The sequence below is a fragment of the Candidatus Electronema sp. JM genome, from assembly GCF_048287415.1.
Classification (GTDB): Bacteria; Desulfobacterota; Desulfobulbia; order Desulfobulbales; family Desulfobulbaceae; genus Electronema.
The window spans coordinates 36,101-52,018 of record NZ_JBLWEN010000033.1; the positions used below are offsets into that span (position 1 = coordinate 36,101).

Annotated in this window: 16 protein-coding genes; 6 read left to right on the plus strand and 10 right to left on the minus strand. The window is 58.2% G+C overall.

All coding sequences use genetic code 11. The annotated features are described in order from the left end of the window. Positions 1-108: 108 nt before the first annotated feature. The 7 genes from def to rsmI all read right to left on the minus strand — a co-directional run bounded on the left by def (position 109) and on the right by rsmI (position 8,784). Positions 109-615 carry a peptide deformylase gene (gene def / locus ACNKH6_RS06780; RefSeq protein WP_417914792.1) on the minus strand — a complete coding sequence of 169 codons (507 nt, stop codon included), beginning with the start codon at positions 613-615 and terminating at the stop codon, positions 109-111. Positions 616-636: 21 nt separating this feature from the next. Next, complete coding sequence (locus tag ACNKH6_RS06785; protein WP_417914793.1) at positions 637-1,356, minus strand: RsmE family RNA methyltransferase; 720 nt, start codon at positions 1,354-1,356, stop codon at positions 637-639. A 261-nt stretch (positions 1,357-1,617) separates the two neighbouring features. Then, on the minus strand, positions 1,618-4,422 hold the full coding sequence (locus ACNKH6_RS06790) for a molybdopterin-dependent oxidoreductase (protein WP_417914794.1): 2,805 nt from the start codon (positions 4,420-4,422) through the stop codon (positions 1,618-1,620). Positions 4,423-4,458: 36 nt separating this feature from the next. Then, positions 4,459-5,535: a response regulator gene (locus tag ACNKH6_RS06795; protein ID WP_417914795.1), complete on the minus strand. Its 1,077-nt coding sequence runs from the start codon at positions 5,533-5,535 to the stop codon at positions 4,459-4,461. Beyond that, complete coding sequence (locus tag ACNKH6_RS06800; RefSeq protein WP_417914796.1) at positions 5,532-7,358, minus strand: histidine kinase dimerization/phospho-acceptor domain-containing protein; 1,827 nt, start codon at positions 7,356-7,358, stop codon at positions 5,532-5,534. The genes ACNKH6_RS06795 and ACNKH6_RS06800 overlap by 4 nt, the downstream gene beginning before the upstream one ends. Beyond that, the gene (locus ACNKH6_RS06805) at positions 7,355-7,867 is read right to left on the minus strand and encodes a shikimate kinase (RefSeq protein WP_417914797.1); all 513 of its coding nucleotides are present in this window, start codon (positions 7,865-7,867) and stop codon (positions 7,355-7,357) included. Before ACNKH6_RS06805 ends, ACNKH6_RS06800 begins: the two co-directional genes overlap by 4 nt. 71 nt (positions 7,868-7,938) lie before the next feature. Further along, complete coding sequence (gene rsmI / locus ACNKH6_RS06810; protein ID WP_417914798.1) at positions 7,939-8,784, minus strand: 16S rRNA (cytidine(1402)-2'-O)-methyltransferase; 846 nt, start codon at positions 8,782-8,784, stop codon at positions 7,939-7,941. 65 nt (positions 8,785-8,849) lie between these two features. On the opposite strand from rsmI, the gene fmt reads away from it, so the two are divergent. From fmt to ACNKH6_RS06830, 4 genes are read left to right on the plus strand one after another with little or no spacing between them, the layout of a single operon-like run. Beyond that, the gene (gene fmt, locus ACNKH6_RS06815) at positions 8,850-9,866 is read left to right on the plus strand and encodes a methionyl-tRNA formyltransferase (protein ID WP_417914799.1); all 1,017 of its coding nucleotides are present in this window, start codon (positions 8,850-8,852) and stop codon (positions 9,864-9,866) included. Positions 9,867-9,875: 9 nt separating this feature from the next. Then, positions 9,876-11,060, plus strand: coding sequence for a nickel pincer cofactor biosynthesis protein LarC (larC, locus tag ACNKH6_RS06820; protein ID WP_417914800.1), 1,185 nt, complete (start codon positions 9,876-9,878; stop codon positions 11,058-11,060). Next, positions 11,057-11,416 carry a DUF5329 family protein gene (locus tag ACNKH6_RS06825; RefSeq protein WP_417914801.1) on the plus strand — a complete coding sequence of 120 codons (360 nt, stop codon included), beginning with the start codon at positions 11,057-11,059 and terminating at the stop codon, positions 11,414-11,416. Before larC ends, ACNKH6_RS06825 begins: the two co-directional genes overlap by 4 nt. Positions 11,417-11,418: 2 nt before the next feature. Further along, a complete protein-coding gene (locus ACNKH6_RS06830; protein WP_417914802.1) occupies positions 11,419-12,045 on the plus strand; it encodes a precorrin-8X methylmutase in 627 nt (208 codons plus the stop codon). A gap of 3 nt (positions 12,046-12,048) precedes the next feature. Here the strand turns inward: ACNKH6_RS06830 and ACNKH6_RS06835 are convergent, their stop codons facing one another. Further along, on the minus strand, positions 12,049-12,819 hold the full coding sequence (locus tag ACNKH6_RS06835; RefSeq protein WP_417914803.1) for an MBL fold metallo-hydrolase: 771 nt from the start codon (positions 12,817-12,819) through the stop codon (positions 12,049-12,051). A gap of 15 nt (positions 12,820-12,834) precedes the next feature. Then, a complete protein-coding gene (locus ACNKH6_RS06840) occupies positions 12,835-13,140 on the minus strand; it encodes an isoamylase early set domain-containing protein (RefSeq protein WP_417914804.1) in 306 nt (101 codons plus the stop codon). Positions 13,141-13,388: 248 nt separating this feature from the next. Between ACNKH6_RS06840 and ACNKH6_RS06845 the strand changes: the two genes are divergently transcribed. Further along, a complete protein-coding gene (locus tag ACNKH6_RS06845) occupies positions 13,389-14,036 on the plus strand; it encodes an adenylate kinase (protein ID WP_417914805.1) in 648 nt (215 codons plus the stop codon). Positions 14,037-14,113: 77 nt separating this feature from the next. Here ACNKH6_RS06845 and ACNKH6_RS06850 read toward each other — a convergent pair whose 3' ends face one another. Next, complete coding sequence (locus ACNKH6_RS06850) at positions 14,114-15,574, minus strand: YncE family protein (RefSeq protein ID WP_417914806.1); 1,461 nt, start codon at positions 15,572-15,574, stop codon at positions 14,114-14,116. 69 nt (positions 15,575-15,643) lie between these two features. On the opposite strand from ACNKH6_RS06850, the gene ACNKH6_RS06855 reads away from it, so the two are divergent. Beyond that, a partial coding sequence (locus ACNKH6_RS06855; RefSeq protein WP_417914807.1) for a hypothetical protein occupies positions 15,644-15,918 on the plus strand: 275 nt, incomplete at its 3' end.

Consider the following 15,918-nt stretch of genomic DNA (forward strand, 5'->3'; position numbering starts at 1 on the left):
TCTGGCCAACAAATATCATGAAAATCAATACGGACAGGAATTACGCAATCGAAAATTCAATAATTACAACAGGTTGAATGCAAACCACGTAATTCCTAATAATGACTCTTAGTTCTCAGTCAGCAATTTTTTCAGCTTTCGCTTATAGATATCCTGCTTGAGCCTGCTGATTCGGTCAATAAACAAGATGCCGTGCAGATGATCCACCTCGTGCTGAATGATGCGGGCAAAGCGGTCTTCGGCGATGAAATCTAACGGGTTGCCTTCCGCATCTTGGGCGATGACCCGGATTTTTTTGAAACGCTCCACCTTCGCATCATATTCCCGCACGCTCAGGCAGCCTTCCTTGCCGCTTTCGCAGCCTTCTCCGTCGGAAAGCACCGGATTCACGAGCACAATATAGTTCCGCTCCTCCTCACTGGCGGAAATATCCACCACCGCGATCTGACGGGCCACGCCGATTTGATTGCCGGCCAGTCCCACGCCTTGGGCGTGATACATAGTCTCAGCCATGTCCTGGGCCAGCTCTTGGAGCGCGCGATTAAATTCAGTGATTTTCACCGCCTGCTCACGCAGCACTGGATGAGGATGGGTAATGATTTTTCTAAGAGCCATTGTTGGGTTACGCAAAAAAAATCAACGATCAAAGCCGCCGAGCACCTGCTGGGCCAGCACGGCGGCAGTTATGGCGGCAGTTTCCGCCCGCAGCGTTCTTCGGCCAAGGGAGACGGTTTTAAAGCCGCTGCGTCGCGCCTGCTCTACTTCAGATGGATGAAAACCGCCTTCCGGCCCGATCAGCAGCGTGACCGGCTGTCCGGCCTGCACGCCGAGAGCAGAAAATGTGCAGACCGTCTCGCCTTCCCACGGCATAATTTTCAGGCCGTCGCTCGGAAGATTCAATGCAGCCAGCGGCTGCGGCGGAGCGATGTGCATCAGCGTGGCCCGTCCGCACTGTTTGCAGGCTTCCAGCATGATCCGCTGCCAGCGCTCAAGGCTCTCGCTGTCTCGGCCCTGAGGTTCACAATAACGCGTCATCACCGGCAAAAAGCTGCGCACACCCAGTTCAGTCGCTTTCTGAATCAGCATATCCATTTTTTTGCCTTTCAGCAGCGCAACAGCCAACGTCAATGGGCTGGACGACTCCGGCTCGCGGCGGCGGCTGAGGATGCGGAATGTCACAAAGTCATGGTTAAGCTGTTCGATTTCGCAGGAAATTACGCCCCCTGCTCCGTCAAGCAGCTCCGCCGCATCGCCGGGCCGCATCCGCAGCACCGTTCTGAGATGGTGCGCTTCCGCCCCACTGATCAGCACACAGTCAGCAGTTTCCTGCGCTGGATCGTAAAAAAAACGCCGCATGAATGTTTAGAGCCTGTTGTGAGCTTTTCAGTATATTGCTGGCAGCCCTATCGTGTCAACAGCCATATGAACTTACTGCCGTTTTTTTGCTTGCATCCATCATATCCTGCTCTGCCGTCAGATGGAGCAGCGCACGGAAAACATGCGGCATGTTTTCAAAAACGTCGGCGGCAATCCACCGCCTGCTCTGCTGACAAACAACGGGCCAAGGTGGAAAATACTATAGAGGAGTTACGCAGTTCAACTGCCAACCTGTTGATTTTACAATTCTGGTTTTGATATATTAAGCGGCGGTGTGCCGGACCATTTGCAGGCCAGATTCGGCGGCAGTAGGGTGTTGGTGTTGAAGCCGCCGCACTTGGGAAATTTGGGGTCGCCTTCCAAACCGTAGCGGCCCCCGAAACCGCCAGCCGCCGCCAGCACACCTTGACGGATGTCCCATGTCACCTTGGCGGTTGCCTTAACTTCCGCCCACGGCGACGCCACAACAACCTGGTCGCCGTCAGCGATGCCGAACCGTTTCGCGTCCAGCCAGTTGATCCAGACCGGATTGCTGCCGCACTGGCTCATCAAAGCTGGATTCCAGCAGGTGGCGGTATGCTCATGCTCCAGCACCCGAAAGTAGCCGAGCAGCAGAGGATAGTCCGCATCTGGCTCCAGCTCCGGCCAATCTTCCCACGGCGGCAGATAATCGGGCAGAGCGTTCACCCCGGCTTTTTCCGCAACTGGATTGATAAAATTATATTTGCCGGTCGCGCTGCTGCCGGACGAACCATAGCCCGACGGCGGGTTGATTGAAGTCCAGCGTTGATATTTGCGGAATTCCTGCGGATCAGTGATGAAATAACCGCTCTGGCGCAGCTCCTCCAGCGTCACCTGCTGATTGCGGAGCTGGTTGCGCAGATATTCCTCCTCGCTCTGCCACGGAAAAAACTCACTAAAACCAAGCAGTTTAGCCAGCTCAGTGAAAATCCAGACCGCTGGCCGCGATTCATACAGTGGCTGCACAGCCCGCTGGCCGAGTGAAATGAACGACTCATACATCCAGTCGGAAACCACTCGGCTTTGCTCAAGATAGGTGCAGTCAGGCAGCACCACGTCGCATAACTCGGCGGTGTTGCTCATATAGCAGTCTATGGCGCAGGAGAACTTCAGCCCCTCCATGGCCCGGCGCAACGACGGTTCCGAGCCGCTGGACATGACCGGATTGCCGAAATAGCAGAGCAGGGCTTGCAGCCGCCCGGCCTGCACATCTTCCTCAAAATACGCGGGAATCCAGCCGCTCCACAGCCTGCCGGAATTGAGTTTGAATTTTTCCGCATTGTTTGGCGGTTTGGGCTGATTGTCCGCCCAAGGCGAGGCCAGCTTGCGTTTGCCGATCAGAGCAGGGCCGCCGGGCGCATCAAACGTGCCGAGCAGGGCATTGAGAGCCTGCACCGCCTGTGTCGCGTGCGTGGCGTTTGGCGCCTGAGCCACGCCAGTCCACGACAATGCGCCTGCGTACGGGGCAGCAGCGGCGAATTCACGGGCCAAGCGGGCAATGGTTGCCGCAGGCACGCCGCAAATGGCCTCAGCCCACTGCGGCGTGCGGGCTATTCCGTCTTCCTCGCCCAAGAGCCGCTTTTTAAATTCCGCAAAACCATAGCACCAGTCCGCCACGAAATTTTTGTCATGCAGCTCCTCGGCGACAATAACATGACACATTGCCATCGCCATTGCCCCGTCTGTGCCAGGAAGGATTGGAATCCACTCCGTGGCAAGCTGGGCGGTTTCGCAACGGCGCGGATCAACCGCAACCAGCTTGGCACCATTTTTCACCGCCTGCTTGAGCAGGTTGACCTTGCGCTGCCCGGCGGAAGTCGCCAGCTCGTTGATGCCAAAAAGCAGGATGTAGCGCGAATGGGCGTAGTCAAGCCAAGGCCGCTTTTCACTGTAGCAGTGCTCATTGGCCATGCGATTAGGATTGTCGCACATCTGCCGGTGGGTGGTCTTGTTCGGCACACCCAAAGCCGCCATGAGCGCATCATGGCACCAGCTGTTGTAGTCATTGCCCTGATGAAAAGCGACAATCTTGGGATCAAAGCTCTTCAGCGTGGCGGCAACGAGATCAAGTGCCTCCTCCCAGGATGCCTTGCGGAATCTGCCGTTTTCGCGGATCAGCGGGCTTTTCAGGCGGTAGGCCGAATAGGTGCTTTTGTGGGCATTCGCGCCTTTGATGCAAAGCCGTCCGCCGCCCTTGGGATCGCTGGGCAGCCCTTTGCAGCCGGTAATCACGCCGTCCTTGACGCTGACCTCCTGCCCGCAAAGACCAAGACAGACGTAGCAATGTGTCTTGACCGTGTGCTCATGCTCAATTTGTGCCGAACCTTCTGCCAGCGTGCGCAAACCGCTTTCCAGCTCCAGTCCAGCGATGATCTGCCCAAGCGCAGCCAAGGCGGTGCCTTGTTCCGCGTCTCCGGCGAGAAATGCGCTGTCGCTGCCCAGCATTGCCTTAAGCAGTGCCGCCAGCCCGTTATAAAACTCGGTCTTGGCTGAAGCCGCAAGCATGGCGCAGAACTTGTCTGCCCACGTCAGCAGGCAGTTGCAGAGAAAATCCGCTTGCAGCACCTCGCTGCCCGCTCTTCCAGCCAAATAGGCCATAAATTCCAGCTCTGCGGCGATATGGTCATCCATATCCGGCCAGTCAGGAGTTTTATGCAGGCCGCTGTCACGATAAATTTTCCGCACCTGAAAAACCGCTTCCTGCATGACTAACGGCTCGCCGGAAAGGCAGCTCGACGCATAAGGAAAGACTGGATTTTGCCCTGCGCTGAGAAACAGCTCGGCATACTCATGCCGCAGCTCGCGGAACGCGTCTTCAAGCGGCATGGATTGGAGAAACAGGCTCATCCGGTGCAAACCGGCTGCCAGCCGCCCGCTGGCAGAATGCTCATGCAACCGCCCGATTTGCACGACAAATTGTTCTGCCGCCAGCTTCTCCAGCAGCGGCAAAGAAGTTTCATCCCGGCAGAGCAAAGAGACAAAACGATACAAGGCCGCCCGCGCCAAACCGACTTTGTTGCCCATGAAGTTTCTCCAGCGATTGTTAGTTGTTGAAGCGGTTCAGCACATCATCTCGTCCCGGTTTTTCTGAGCAATGGCCGCAAACTCCTTTTCCACCCGCAGCAGGGCATCAAAGACATCAGGGTCGAAATGGCGGTTGCGGCCTTCTTCATGGGTGATGATCTCCATCGTCTGCTCATGCGTGAATGCAGGCTTGTAGGCCCGGCGGGTGCGGAGCGCGTCATACACATCCGCCAACGCCATAATCCGCCCGGCCAAAGGGATGTCGCGTCCAGCCAGCCCTCTGGGATAGCCGCTGCCGTCAAATTTTTCGTGATGGCCGCCGACCAAATCTTTAGCGCACAGAAGAAAGGCCATTGGCTCGCCTGCCATTTTTGACAATTTATCAATAACTTCCTCGCCGTAGCGGACATGCAGCTTCATGATTTCAAATTCATCCCAGTTCAGGCGGCCTTTTTTCAGCAGGATGCCGTCCGGGATGCCGACTTTGCCAATGTCGTGCAGCGGCGCGGTCTTATACAGCAAGGTGATGTATTCTGGACTGAGAAGATCAACAAATTTGCCAGAACGGCGCAGTTCTTCCGCCAGAGCGCGGACAAAGGAGCGGGTGCGTTGGATGTGGCCGCCAGTGTCGGTGTCGCGGTGCTCGGCCAGCTCGCCCATCGCTACAATAGTGATATCTTTGAGCAGGCTGGCTTCTCTGGTGCGGACTTCAACCGTCTGCTCCAAATACATTTTGTAGCGGTGCAAATCCAAGTGATTGCGGACGCGGGAGCGCAGCTCAACTCCATGAAACGGCTTGGTGATGTAGTCCACGCCGCCCAGCTCAAATCCTTTGGCCACATCTTCCGGTTCTGAGCGGGCTGTGAGAAAAATCACTGGAATAGACAGCGCTCCGTCAATTTTGCGGAATTCACGCAGGGTTTCAAAGCCGTCCATGCCCGGCATCATCACGTCCAGCAGAACAAGGTCAGGCATCCGGCGGCGCATCCGCTCAACCGCCTGCTCGCCGGAGGTGGCGTAGGCAAAGTCAAGATCAAGACTTTTCAGATGGGCAAGAGCGATCTGAATATTCTCCGGCACGTCATCAACAATGAAAACCAGCGGCCTGCTCATTCTTCTACCTCGGCAGCCTTGCGGAGGGCGGTCAGCACCTGCTCGACCCCTCTGATATCCAAATCCTGCGCACAATGCTGCAAATCCCGGCCCATTGCTGTCAGAGCCTCGGTCTTGGTCTGCTGGCCGCATTCCTCCATTTTTCGGCCTAACGCGCAGGCATCCTCCAAATTGCCGCTCATCTCGGCTTGCCGGTAGGCATTCTCCAGCTCGCTGCTCCAGACCGTCCTGATCCGGCTGAGATCAGGAACACTTTTCGGCGTGGCCCAGTGCGGGCTGTCATTTCCGCCCCGGTCAATGTGGATATGACGGGCCACCAGTATCTGCAATTCTTGAAGGTGAAACGGCTTGGGCAAAAAATCATCAAACAGGGGCTGCAAGCCTTCTTTGTCGAGCATGAAACCGGTCATGGCGACTATCGGAAGATGGGCGGTGCGCTCCTCCTGTCTGATCCGGCTGGCCAAGTCTCTGCCGTCAGCCCCGGCCAGATCCAAATCCATCAGAATCAAATCTGGCTGCTCGGCCACAGCCAAGGCAAAGCCGTCCTCCGGCCCGCTCGCCTCCAGCACCCGGACTGACGAATTCGCAAAGTAAATTTTAATTAAATTCGACATCTCCGGCATGTCGTCAATCACCAGCAGCACCGGATCGCTTTTTTTCTCCTGCGGCACCCGGACACAGCTCGGCCCGGCAGGCTTGTCCACGGCTTGCACAGGCATGGTGAAGATGAAGACGCTGCCCTGCCCTTGAACGCTTTCGAATTGAATGCCGCCGCCCATCATCTGGGTCAGGCGGGCGCACAGGGTCAAGCCGAGCCGTGTGCCGTCGCGGATGCTGACCTGCTCAAGCTGCTGCTCAAACAGCTCGCGCAGCGAGAGCTGCTCGTCAACGGAAAGGCCGATGCCGCTGTCCTCCAGCCGAAAAAACAGCTCCCAGCAGCCCGGAGCCGCCTCTGCGCCGCTCACGTTCAGGACGATCCGGCCCCGTTCGGTGAATTTGACCGCATTGCTGATCAAATTGATCAACACCTGACGGCAGTGATCCGCGTCCATCAGATACATCTCTGGCAAGTCCCGCTCGACCGTCCACAAAAATTCCAGCTTTTTCGCCCGGATTTGATCGGTGAAAAGGTCGGCGGCCTGCTCGACCACCGCCCGCAGATTGGCGGCGGATTTCAGCACCTTGACACTGCCGCTCTCCAGCTTGGACAGCTCCATCACGTCGTTGATGATCGAGACCAAGGCCGTGCCGTTTTTGCGGATGGTGCTGACAAAACGCTGCTGCTGTTCCGTGAGGCCGGATTCCGCCAGAATTTCCGCATAACCGATAATGGCGTTCATCGGGGTGCGGATGGCGTGATTGATATTGGCGATGAACTTGCGTTTCAGGCGGTTGGCGGCGATGAGCTGCTGCTCAGTGCGGCGAAGAGCGGCCTCTTGGCAGCCGGTCAGCCGGTGCAGGCTGCGGCCTGTGCAGAGCAGTCCGCCGCCCTGCTCCTCCTCCAAGCGGATCAGGCTCATTTCGGCGATGAAAACCTTGCTGCGCCGGTCGGTCAGCCGGGTGTTGAAGGTGCGGGCCGCGCCGCCGCCGAGTTCAGCAAGCTGCTCTTTGAGGCCGGAAAGGTGCGACTCCAGCTTGTCTGGCGACATGCCTGCAACTTCGTCGCGGCCCAGACCAACCGTGTCTAAAAAGATGCGGTTGGCGGCGAGGACTATTCCGTGCCGGTCAAGGACAAGGGCATAGCTGCCGAGCGCGTCAAAAATCAGCAGAAGATGCTGCCAGTTCGCTGGGCTGACTGGCATGATCGGACTGTCGCCGCTCATCCGCGCAGCCGGAAGGCGATCTCAGCAGCAATGTCCGCGTTTTCCCGGCCTTGGACAGCAATTTCCATATCCGCCACCCGGCGGTACAGCGGCAGCCGCTCTGTGAACAGCCGCTCTGCCTGGTCCAAGTCTTGCAGCAAGGGCCGTTTTTTCATTTTTGCCTCAGCGTCAGGCTGGCGGCGCAGGGCTGCCAGAATGGCCTCCAAGGGTGAGTGAAGAAAAACTACTTTGCCCAGCCGTTGCATATTTTTGACCATGAAAAAGCCGCCCCCGGCAGAAACCACCGTGCCGCTGACATGATGCTCCAGCCAATCGGCGGCCCGCTGCTCCAACTGGCGGAAGTGCGCCTCACCCTGTTCCGCGAAAATCTGCCGGATTTTCATCTTGGTCATGCTTTCAATCAGATCGTCGGTGTCCACGGTGAAGCGGCCTGTTTGCTCTGCCAAAGCGCGGGCGGTACGGCCTTTGCCCACACCCATGAACCCGATCAAAAGGATATTGTCTGCCATGTTTTCTCTTGTCTGCTGATGAAGAAATAATTCCAAATTGTAGAACGAAAAATAGAACCTGTAAAATGAATTCAGCGTGCCCATGCTTTGAGGGCCTGCTGATAAACCTGCGATCTGGGCAAGTCAAGATCAGCAGCAATCTGGCGGACTGCATCCTTGAGCGAGCTGCCGTGTTCCCGATGCCAAAGAAGCAGCTCATCTAAGCTGCCGGGCTGTTCTGCCGTCGGCGTATGCTCGCAGCCGCTGACGAGCAGCACCAGCTCGCCCCGCGCCTTGCCGCGCAGCTGCTCCAGCAGGGCGGACAAGGTTCCGGCCAAATGCTCTTCGTGCAGCTTGGTCAATTCGCGGAAAAGTTGAGCCTGCCGGTCGCCGAAGACTGCGAGGCAGTCCGCTAAAGTCGCTTCAATGCGGTGCGGCGCTTCATAAAAAAACAGCGGGCACGGCAGCGTTTTCAGGGCGGTCAGCTGCTTGCGCCGCTCGTTTTGCTTGGCTGGCAAAAAGCCGCCGAAATAAAAAGCGGTTTCTTGCAGCCCGGCAACAGACAGGGCCGCTGCCAAGGCAGATGGTCCAGCCACTGGCAGCACCGGCACCCCTGCGGCCCGCGCCGCCCGCACCAAGGCCGCGCCGGGGTCCGAAAGGCCGGGTGTGCCTGCGTCGGAAACAAAGGCCACGTTTTTGCCTGCCAGCAGCCGGGCAATCAGGGCGGCTGCCTGCTCCTGCTCATTCTCGCGGCGGCAGCTCACCAATTTCGCGCTGATTTGCAAATGCGAGAGCAGCTTGCGCGTGTGCCGGGTGTCTTCGCAGGCGATAAGATCAGCGGCGGCCAGCGTCTCGGCCATGCGGCGGCTGATGTCGCCAAGGTTGCCAATCGGCGTGGCGACGATATGGAGGGTGCCGACCGGAGCTTCAGAGGCCATGACGATGCAAATCTGCGTTGAACTGCTTCATCTTTTTGTGTAACGTAGAGACGTTTTCTGAAAACATGCGGCCATTGTACCGCATGAGGAAAAAAAAGACCACGTTCAAGCCGTTTGTCCTCAGCTTTGCCGCCGTTGTCATGATCTCTCCCCTGCGCATCGTATTCATGGGCACCCCTGCATTTGCCGTGCCCAGTTTGCAAGCCCTGCTCGACGGCCCGGACGACGTGGCCGCTGTGGTCTGCCGGGCCGACAGCCCCCAAGGCCGGGGCCGGAAATGCTGCTCTCCGCCGGTGAAAACACTGGCCGAGCAGGCTGGCATTCCAGTGCTTCAGCCCGACAGCATCCGCACCGACGAATTTTTTGAGACCATCCAAGCCGTGCAGGCAGACTTGGCCGTGGTCATCGCCTACGGCAAAATTCTGCCGGGCCGATTGCTCCGCCTGCCGCGTCTCGGCACCATCAACGTGCACGGCTCGCTGCTGCCTAAATATCGGGGGGCCGCGCCGATTCAACGGGCGTTGCTCAATGGCGAACGCGAAACCGGCGTGACCATCATGCAGATGGACGAGGGCATTGACACCGGCGATATTCTTTTGCCCGCCCGCCTGCCGATCAGCGACGAGGACACCTCGGCAAGTCTGGCGGAAAAATTGGCCTGGCTCGGCAGCGAAACTTTGTTGGAGGCCATCACCCGGCTGAAAGCAGGCCAGCTTCCTCCGACCAAACAGGATGAGACGCAGGCCACCTATGCGCCCATGCTGGCGAAAGAAGAGGGGCATTTAGACTGGAACAAATCCGCCGCTGAACTGCACTGCCTGATTCGTGGTTTTGATCCGTGGCCGTCCGCCTACAGTTTCATTGACAACCGCCGCTTCCGCTTCTTTCAGCCGCAGGTGGTGCCGGGTTTGGTCGGCGAGCCGCCGGGCACTCTCTGCCGGGCCGACTGCCAGGGCATTCTGGTGGCCACTGGCCGGGATTATCTGTTGATGAAAGAAATTCAGCCGGAAGGCAAAAAACGAATGTGCGTTCAAGCCTGCATCTGCGGCATGAAGCTGCCAGTGGGCGAACGCTTCACCTGAACGGCCATCATGCGCACCTGCTACTTGGACTGCTTTTCTGGAATCAGCGGCAACATGCTGCTGGGCGCACTGCTCTCTGCCGGGCTGCCGGAGGACACGCTGCGGAATGAGCTGGTCAAGCTCAAGCTGCCCGGCTGGCGGTTGGAAAGCAAGCCAGTGGTCAAGGCTGGGCTGCGGGCGGTGATGGTCCGGGTGCGGACAGAAGAAGTGCGCCAGCCCAGACACTTAGCTGATATTCAGCTCCTGCTGGAGCAATCCAAGCTGGACACAGAGACCGCCGCCCACGCTCTCTCGGTCTTCCGGCGACTGGCTGAGGCAGAAGCCAAAGTCCACGGCACGACCACAGCCGAGGTGCATTTTCATGAAGTTGGCGCACTTGATGCCCTGATTGACATCGTCGGCGCGGTGATCGGCCTGAAGCAGCTCGGCATTGACGAGGTCATTTGCTCCCCCCTTCCCCTGCCGCGTGGCTGGGTGCGCTGCCAGCACGGCGAACTGCCCCTGCCTGCGCCTGCGGTCTGCGAATTGCTCAAGGGCGTGCCGGTGCATGGGGAAAATTTAGTGCAGGAATTGGTCACGCCGACTGGCGCGGCCTTGGCCGTGGAATTCAGCCGCAGCTTCGGCCCGCTGCCAGCCATGACCATTGAGCAAACCGGCTATGGCGCAGGCACGCGGGAACGCCGCGACCGGCGGCCTAATCTGCTCCGGCTGCTGATCGGCACTCGTCACTCTGTGGAAGAAGCCCAGCAGGTCGAGATAATTGAAACCCAGCTTGATGACTGGAACCCGGAATTATGGCCGCATGTTGCCGCTAAACTGCTGGCCGCAGGCGCATTGGATATCAGCTTGATGCCGATTCAGATGAAAAAAGGGCGGCCTGGTTTTCTGCTCCAAGTCATTGCGGATTCAGCCCATGCAGCATCCTTGAAAACCTTGCTGCTGACCGAAACCAGCGCGATTGGCCTTCGTTTTTATCGGGCGCAACGCATGACGTTGCCCCGGAATACTGTGGAGCTGACAACGCCTTGGGGCAAGGTGCGCGGCAAGCAAGTGGAGCTGCCGGACGGCAGTGTCCGGGGTAAGCCGGAATATGAGGACTGTGCCCGATTGGCGGCAGAGCACGGCATTCCGTTGCAGGAAATTTATGCTGCTGTTGGCATACAGCCGCAGAACAATAAATTAGGCGTGATATGAAAAGAATTATTTTGCTGACCATCTTGCTGCTGCTGCCGCTCTCCGCCGCTGGACAGATTGCACCGAAAAGCGCGCAAGAAATTGCCGCACTGCTGCATTTTATCAAGACAGCCTCTTGCCGCTTCAACCGGAACGGCACGTGGTACGACCCCAGTGAAGCGGCTGGGCATATTGACAAAAAATATCGTTACGCCTTGAGCAACGGGCAGGTGCATTCAGCCGAGGATTTTATCCGATTGGCCGCCAGCACCAGCAGCCTCAGCGGCGCACCGTACACCGTGCAATGCCAAGGCAGCCCAACGCTGCGCTCCGCCGATTGGCTGACAGCGGAATTACGAAGGATTCGGAACCAATGAACGTGCCTGAACTGCAGATTGTTGACCCGCTGGAGATCGAAGCGGCGAGCTTCCGCATCATTGAAGCCGAGCTTGGCCCGACTGCCTTCAGCCCGGAGCAGTTCGCTGTGGTGCGCCGCTGCATTCACGCCACCGGCGATTTTTCCTTCGCCGACAACCTGCGCTTTCATCCGCAGGCGATGGAGGCAGGGCTGCGGGCGATCCGCGCCGGGAAAAACATTCTGGTGGATGTGAACATGGCGGCCAGCGGCATTTCCAAAGGACTGCTGGCGCGGTTTGGCGGCAGCGTGATCTGCCGGGTGGCGGAAGAGGAAACGGCCAAGCTGGCGGCGGCGCAGCGGACAACCCGCTCCGAAGCGGCGGTGGAGCTGGCGGCGGACAAGAGCATCGGCATTGCCGTGGTCGGCAACGCCCCCACCGCTCTGCTGAAAATCATGGAGTTGATTGAGCGCAGCCTTTTTGCCCCGGATTTGGTCGTCGGCGTGCCGGTGGGCTTTGTCAATGCGGCAGAGTCGAAGGCCATTCTCGCCAGCAAGCCCTATCCCTTCATCACCGCCTTGGGCCGCAAAGGCGGCACGCCGGTTGCGGTGGCGATTGTCAACGCCCTGCTGCGATTGGCGGCAGCCTGACCTTCAGACCTCAAACAGCCGGGTTGGCCGCGCCTGCTCGGCAATGTCTATAGTGAACGATGGACGGTGCGGCCTGAGTTCCTCCTCCATCTGGGCCAAGGCGATGTCTGGCTGATTGTTGGTCTCGCTGAGATGCGCGAGCACCACCTGCCGCAACGGCGCATCGGTCAGCTCGCCGAGCAGCTTGGCCGCCGCGCTGTTGGCAAGATGGCCTTGGCTGGAGCGCACCCGCTGCTGCACCGGCAGCGGATATGGCCCGGCGGCGAGGAGCTGCGGATCGTAATTGGCTTCGAGGATCAGGGCGTGGCAGCGGCGGGCGGTCTGCCGGATCAGCGCGGTGATTTTGCCGGTGTCAGTGCAGCAGCAGAGCGAGCGGCTGCCGTCTGAGAGGACAAAGCCGACCGGATCAGCAGTGTCGTGCGAGATGCGGAAGGGATGAATGGCCAGCCCGTCCACGCGGAATCCTTCGCCAGTGCCGAACTCAGTCCGCTGATGCAGGCTGCCGAGCTTGGCTTCAGCGGCGCGGTGGGTGCCGGAATTGGCATAAATCGGCAGCCGTGCCTGCCGCGACAGCACTCCGGCCCCGCTGATGTGGTCGCCGTGCTCGTGGGTGAGCAGGATGGCGGTGATGTCCTCGACAGAACGGCCAATCAGGCCTAATCTCCGTTTGATCTCTTTGCCGGAAAATCCCGCATCAAGCAAGACTGAAGTTGCGCCGGATTCCACCAGCGTGCAGTTGCCCTTGGAACCAGAGCCGAGGATGCAGAATTTCATCTCCGCCAGGCAGGTTTATTCCGGCAGCGGCACAGTCACAACAGAGTTGTCCTCGCCAAATTCATTGCGGACATACTTGTCTGCCTCCGGCTCATTCACCCAACGCTGGCCGTCCACCACGTAGCGGAAGGCATAGTCGCGTCCTGCGTCCAGCATCAAGGTGACAGCGAACTCGCCGCTCTTCAGCCGCTTCATCGGGGTTTCCGTCGCAGACCAGCCATTGAATTCGCCTGCCAAAGCGGCGGACGCAGCCCCGCTGTCAGCATAATGAAACGTGACCCGGCATTTTTTCCCAGTGGCGGTGTAAGTTTTCTTCAGCATCGTGTCCCCCCTCTTTTTGCTGACAGGATGAATAGCCTGCGCCAACGCAGGCAGCCCCTTCTGTTATACGCGGAGAAGCTGCCGGACCGCAAGGAGAGAGTGCAGCCGCCGCGGTCCACTTTGCCCTATCATCTTCGCGGAAGATGGTGTATGCTGTCGAATTTTTCCTCCGGCGGAGCCGGAATGCCGCTCTGTCATTTCCACTTTGGAATCATCCTCTTTCATCCAATACGCACAAGGAGAACACTATGAAACTGATCCTTCTCGGCGCGCCCGGCGCAGGCAAAGGCACGGTCGCCAAGCTGCTGACCGCTATTGACGGCTCTGTCCAGATTTCCACCGGCGACATCCTGCGCGGAGCCGTGCAGGCCGGAACCGAGCTGGGCAAAGAGGCCGAAGGCTACATGAAGCGCGGCGACCTCGTGCCGGACTCGCTGATCATGGGCATCATGGAGAAGCGGCTGCAAGAGCCGGACTGCGCCAAGGGCTTTTTGCTCGACGGCTTCCCGCGCACCATTCCGCAGGCCGAGGAGCTGAAGAAGCTGCTGGTCAAATTGGGCATCAAACTGGATTGCGTGGTGAGCATTGACGTGTCGAAAGATGTCATTCTCGACCGCCTCTGCACCCGCCGCACCTGCGAGAACGCCAAGTGCCAGGCCATCTACAACGTCAAGTCCAACCCGCCCAAGCAGGCAGGCATCTGCGACAAATGCGGCGCGAAAGTTGTGCAGCGCGAGGACGAGACCGAAGCGGCGATCAGCCACCGCCTCGCCACCTACAACGAAAAGACCGCCCCGCTGATCGGCTTCTACAAGAACGAGGGCCAGCTCCTCTCCGTCGAGGCGACCAGCAGCGACGCAGTAATTGCGGCAGTCAAAAAAATGCTGCATCTGTAACAGCAGCTCCTGCGGAACACAACAGCCCTGCCATCCTTTGATGGATGCAGGGCTGTTGTGTTTATGCCGGACTGGTCTTACTTTTTGCCTTTGCTCTTTGCCGGAGCCTGCGAAAACCCAGTGGCATCGTAGTTCTGGCCGCTGTCAACAGCTTCGCAGCCAGTCTGATTATGCGGCACAGCGAACGGCAATGTCAGGGTTGTTTCCCCTCCTCTGCCGTCGCTCGCGACAAAGGTGACGACATAGACCCTGCCGTCACTGTGGGCATCACGCTCTTGGCGCAAAGAAGCAGTGTCCGTTCCGATTCCCGAAGCATCCGGCGCATCTTTATCGCCAATTTTATCAGCCGTTGGCTCATCGCTGGTGATAGAGGTGATATGCACCGTCACTGCGTCGCCGTCTGGGTCGCAGACATAGCTGGTCAGCGGCACGGCAACCATTTTTTGGTTATTCTGGCGAAGGCATGGCGGCGGCGCATTCGGGCACAGCACCGGCGGATGATTGGCGAAGAATGTCACTTGGTCGCCTTCTGCGGTACATTGCTCGCTGCTCCAAGCAAGCCGGGGCGAGAACGTGATCGGCACATCTCTGGTCTCGCTGGGCGGGCCGGTGACAGTGGCCACGTGGTTCGCGTCAATGCTCACGCTCCAACCTAGAGGCAGCGGCGAATACGACCAGACCACGTCGTTGAACCAGTCGCCAGTCGGATTGAAGGCGATGAAATCGTCCAAATCAAAGGGCGCGAAGCCGAAGCTGTACTTCTGATCGGGGATGTTCACCGTCATTTCCAGCGGATGGTGCTGCACGGTCAGGTCGTGGAGGATGGGCAAACTGCGCTGGCCGACCGCCGCTTCCGTGGTCAAAGTGGCCCGCACTTCCATGAACTGCCCTTTCATGCCAGTGAGATCCTCGCCATTGGTCACGGTTCTGAACGGCACGGCAGCAAGACCGGCCTTGTCTGCGGCCACGCGGACTTCCACCTTGATTGCGCTGTTGGTGGCGGCGTTCTCCTGCCCGTTCCACGAGATTCTGTCCCACAAGGCATTGCAGCCGCCGTCGTACACCACATCCCAAAAGCCGATGGGCGGATGACCAAGGCGGATGATGCCGGTCATGTCGCTGTAATTGTATGGCTGGGCATTTGCACCAAGAGGCACTGTCAGATCAACCTGATTCGTGGCTGGATCAATCCGCATGACATTGTCAGAAAGACGATTCGTCACCCAGACCTTACCTGCTTTATCCACAGCCACGCCTGTGGGAGTATTGCCGACAGGTATTACAGCCAGCAGCTTGCCATTGGCATTTAAGCGGGATACGGTGCCGCTTCCGCTGTTGGCTGACCAGACGTTGTTGTCCTTTGGAGTGACAGCAAGACCTCTTCCCAAATCACCACCTGTGGAAACTGGAAAGCCGTTTTCTTGAAAACCATCAGGATGAATTTTGGTGACAGCACCTGAAGCGAGGAACATGTTGTTCCAGATGAAACCTTCATTGCTGATGCCGATGCCGTATGAAGCGGTGACAGGAATGCACATGCCTGTTTTGGAAGCAGGATCATAACGGAGAAGAGCATTTTCATAGAGACTTGCCGACCAGAGATAATCATGATCGAGTATCTGATCGAACTCATTATTGATAATGGTTCCGCCATAACCGCCGCAGCCGGGCACACGGGCATCAAACGAATCAAGAATCGCGCCAGTTTCGCTGTCCAGCTTATAGAACGAAGCTGGCTGATTAGGATATCCACCAACCCAAACATTAGACACTATATCGATTTTTTCAAGCAATCGGCATTGACTTTTTGCCAAGGTCTGAATCTTAATCTGAAATTGTGCAGTGCGCAAGCAATCTCCATGACTGTGTCAGCAAACCAGCG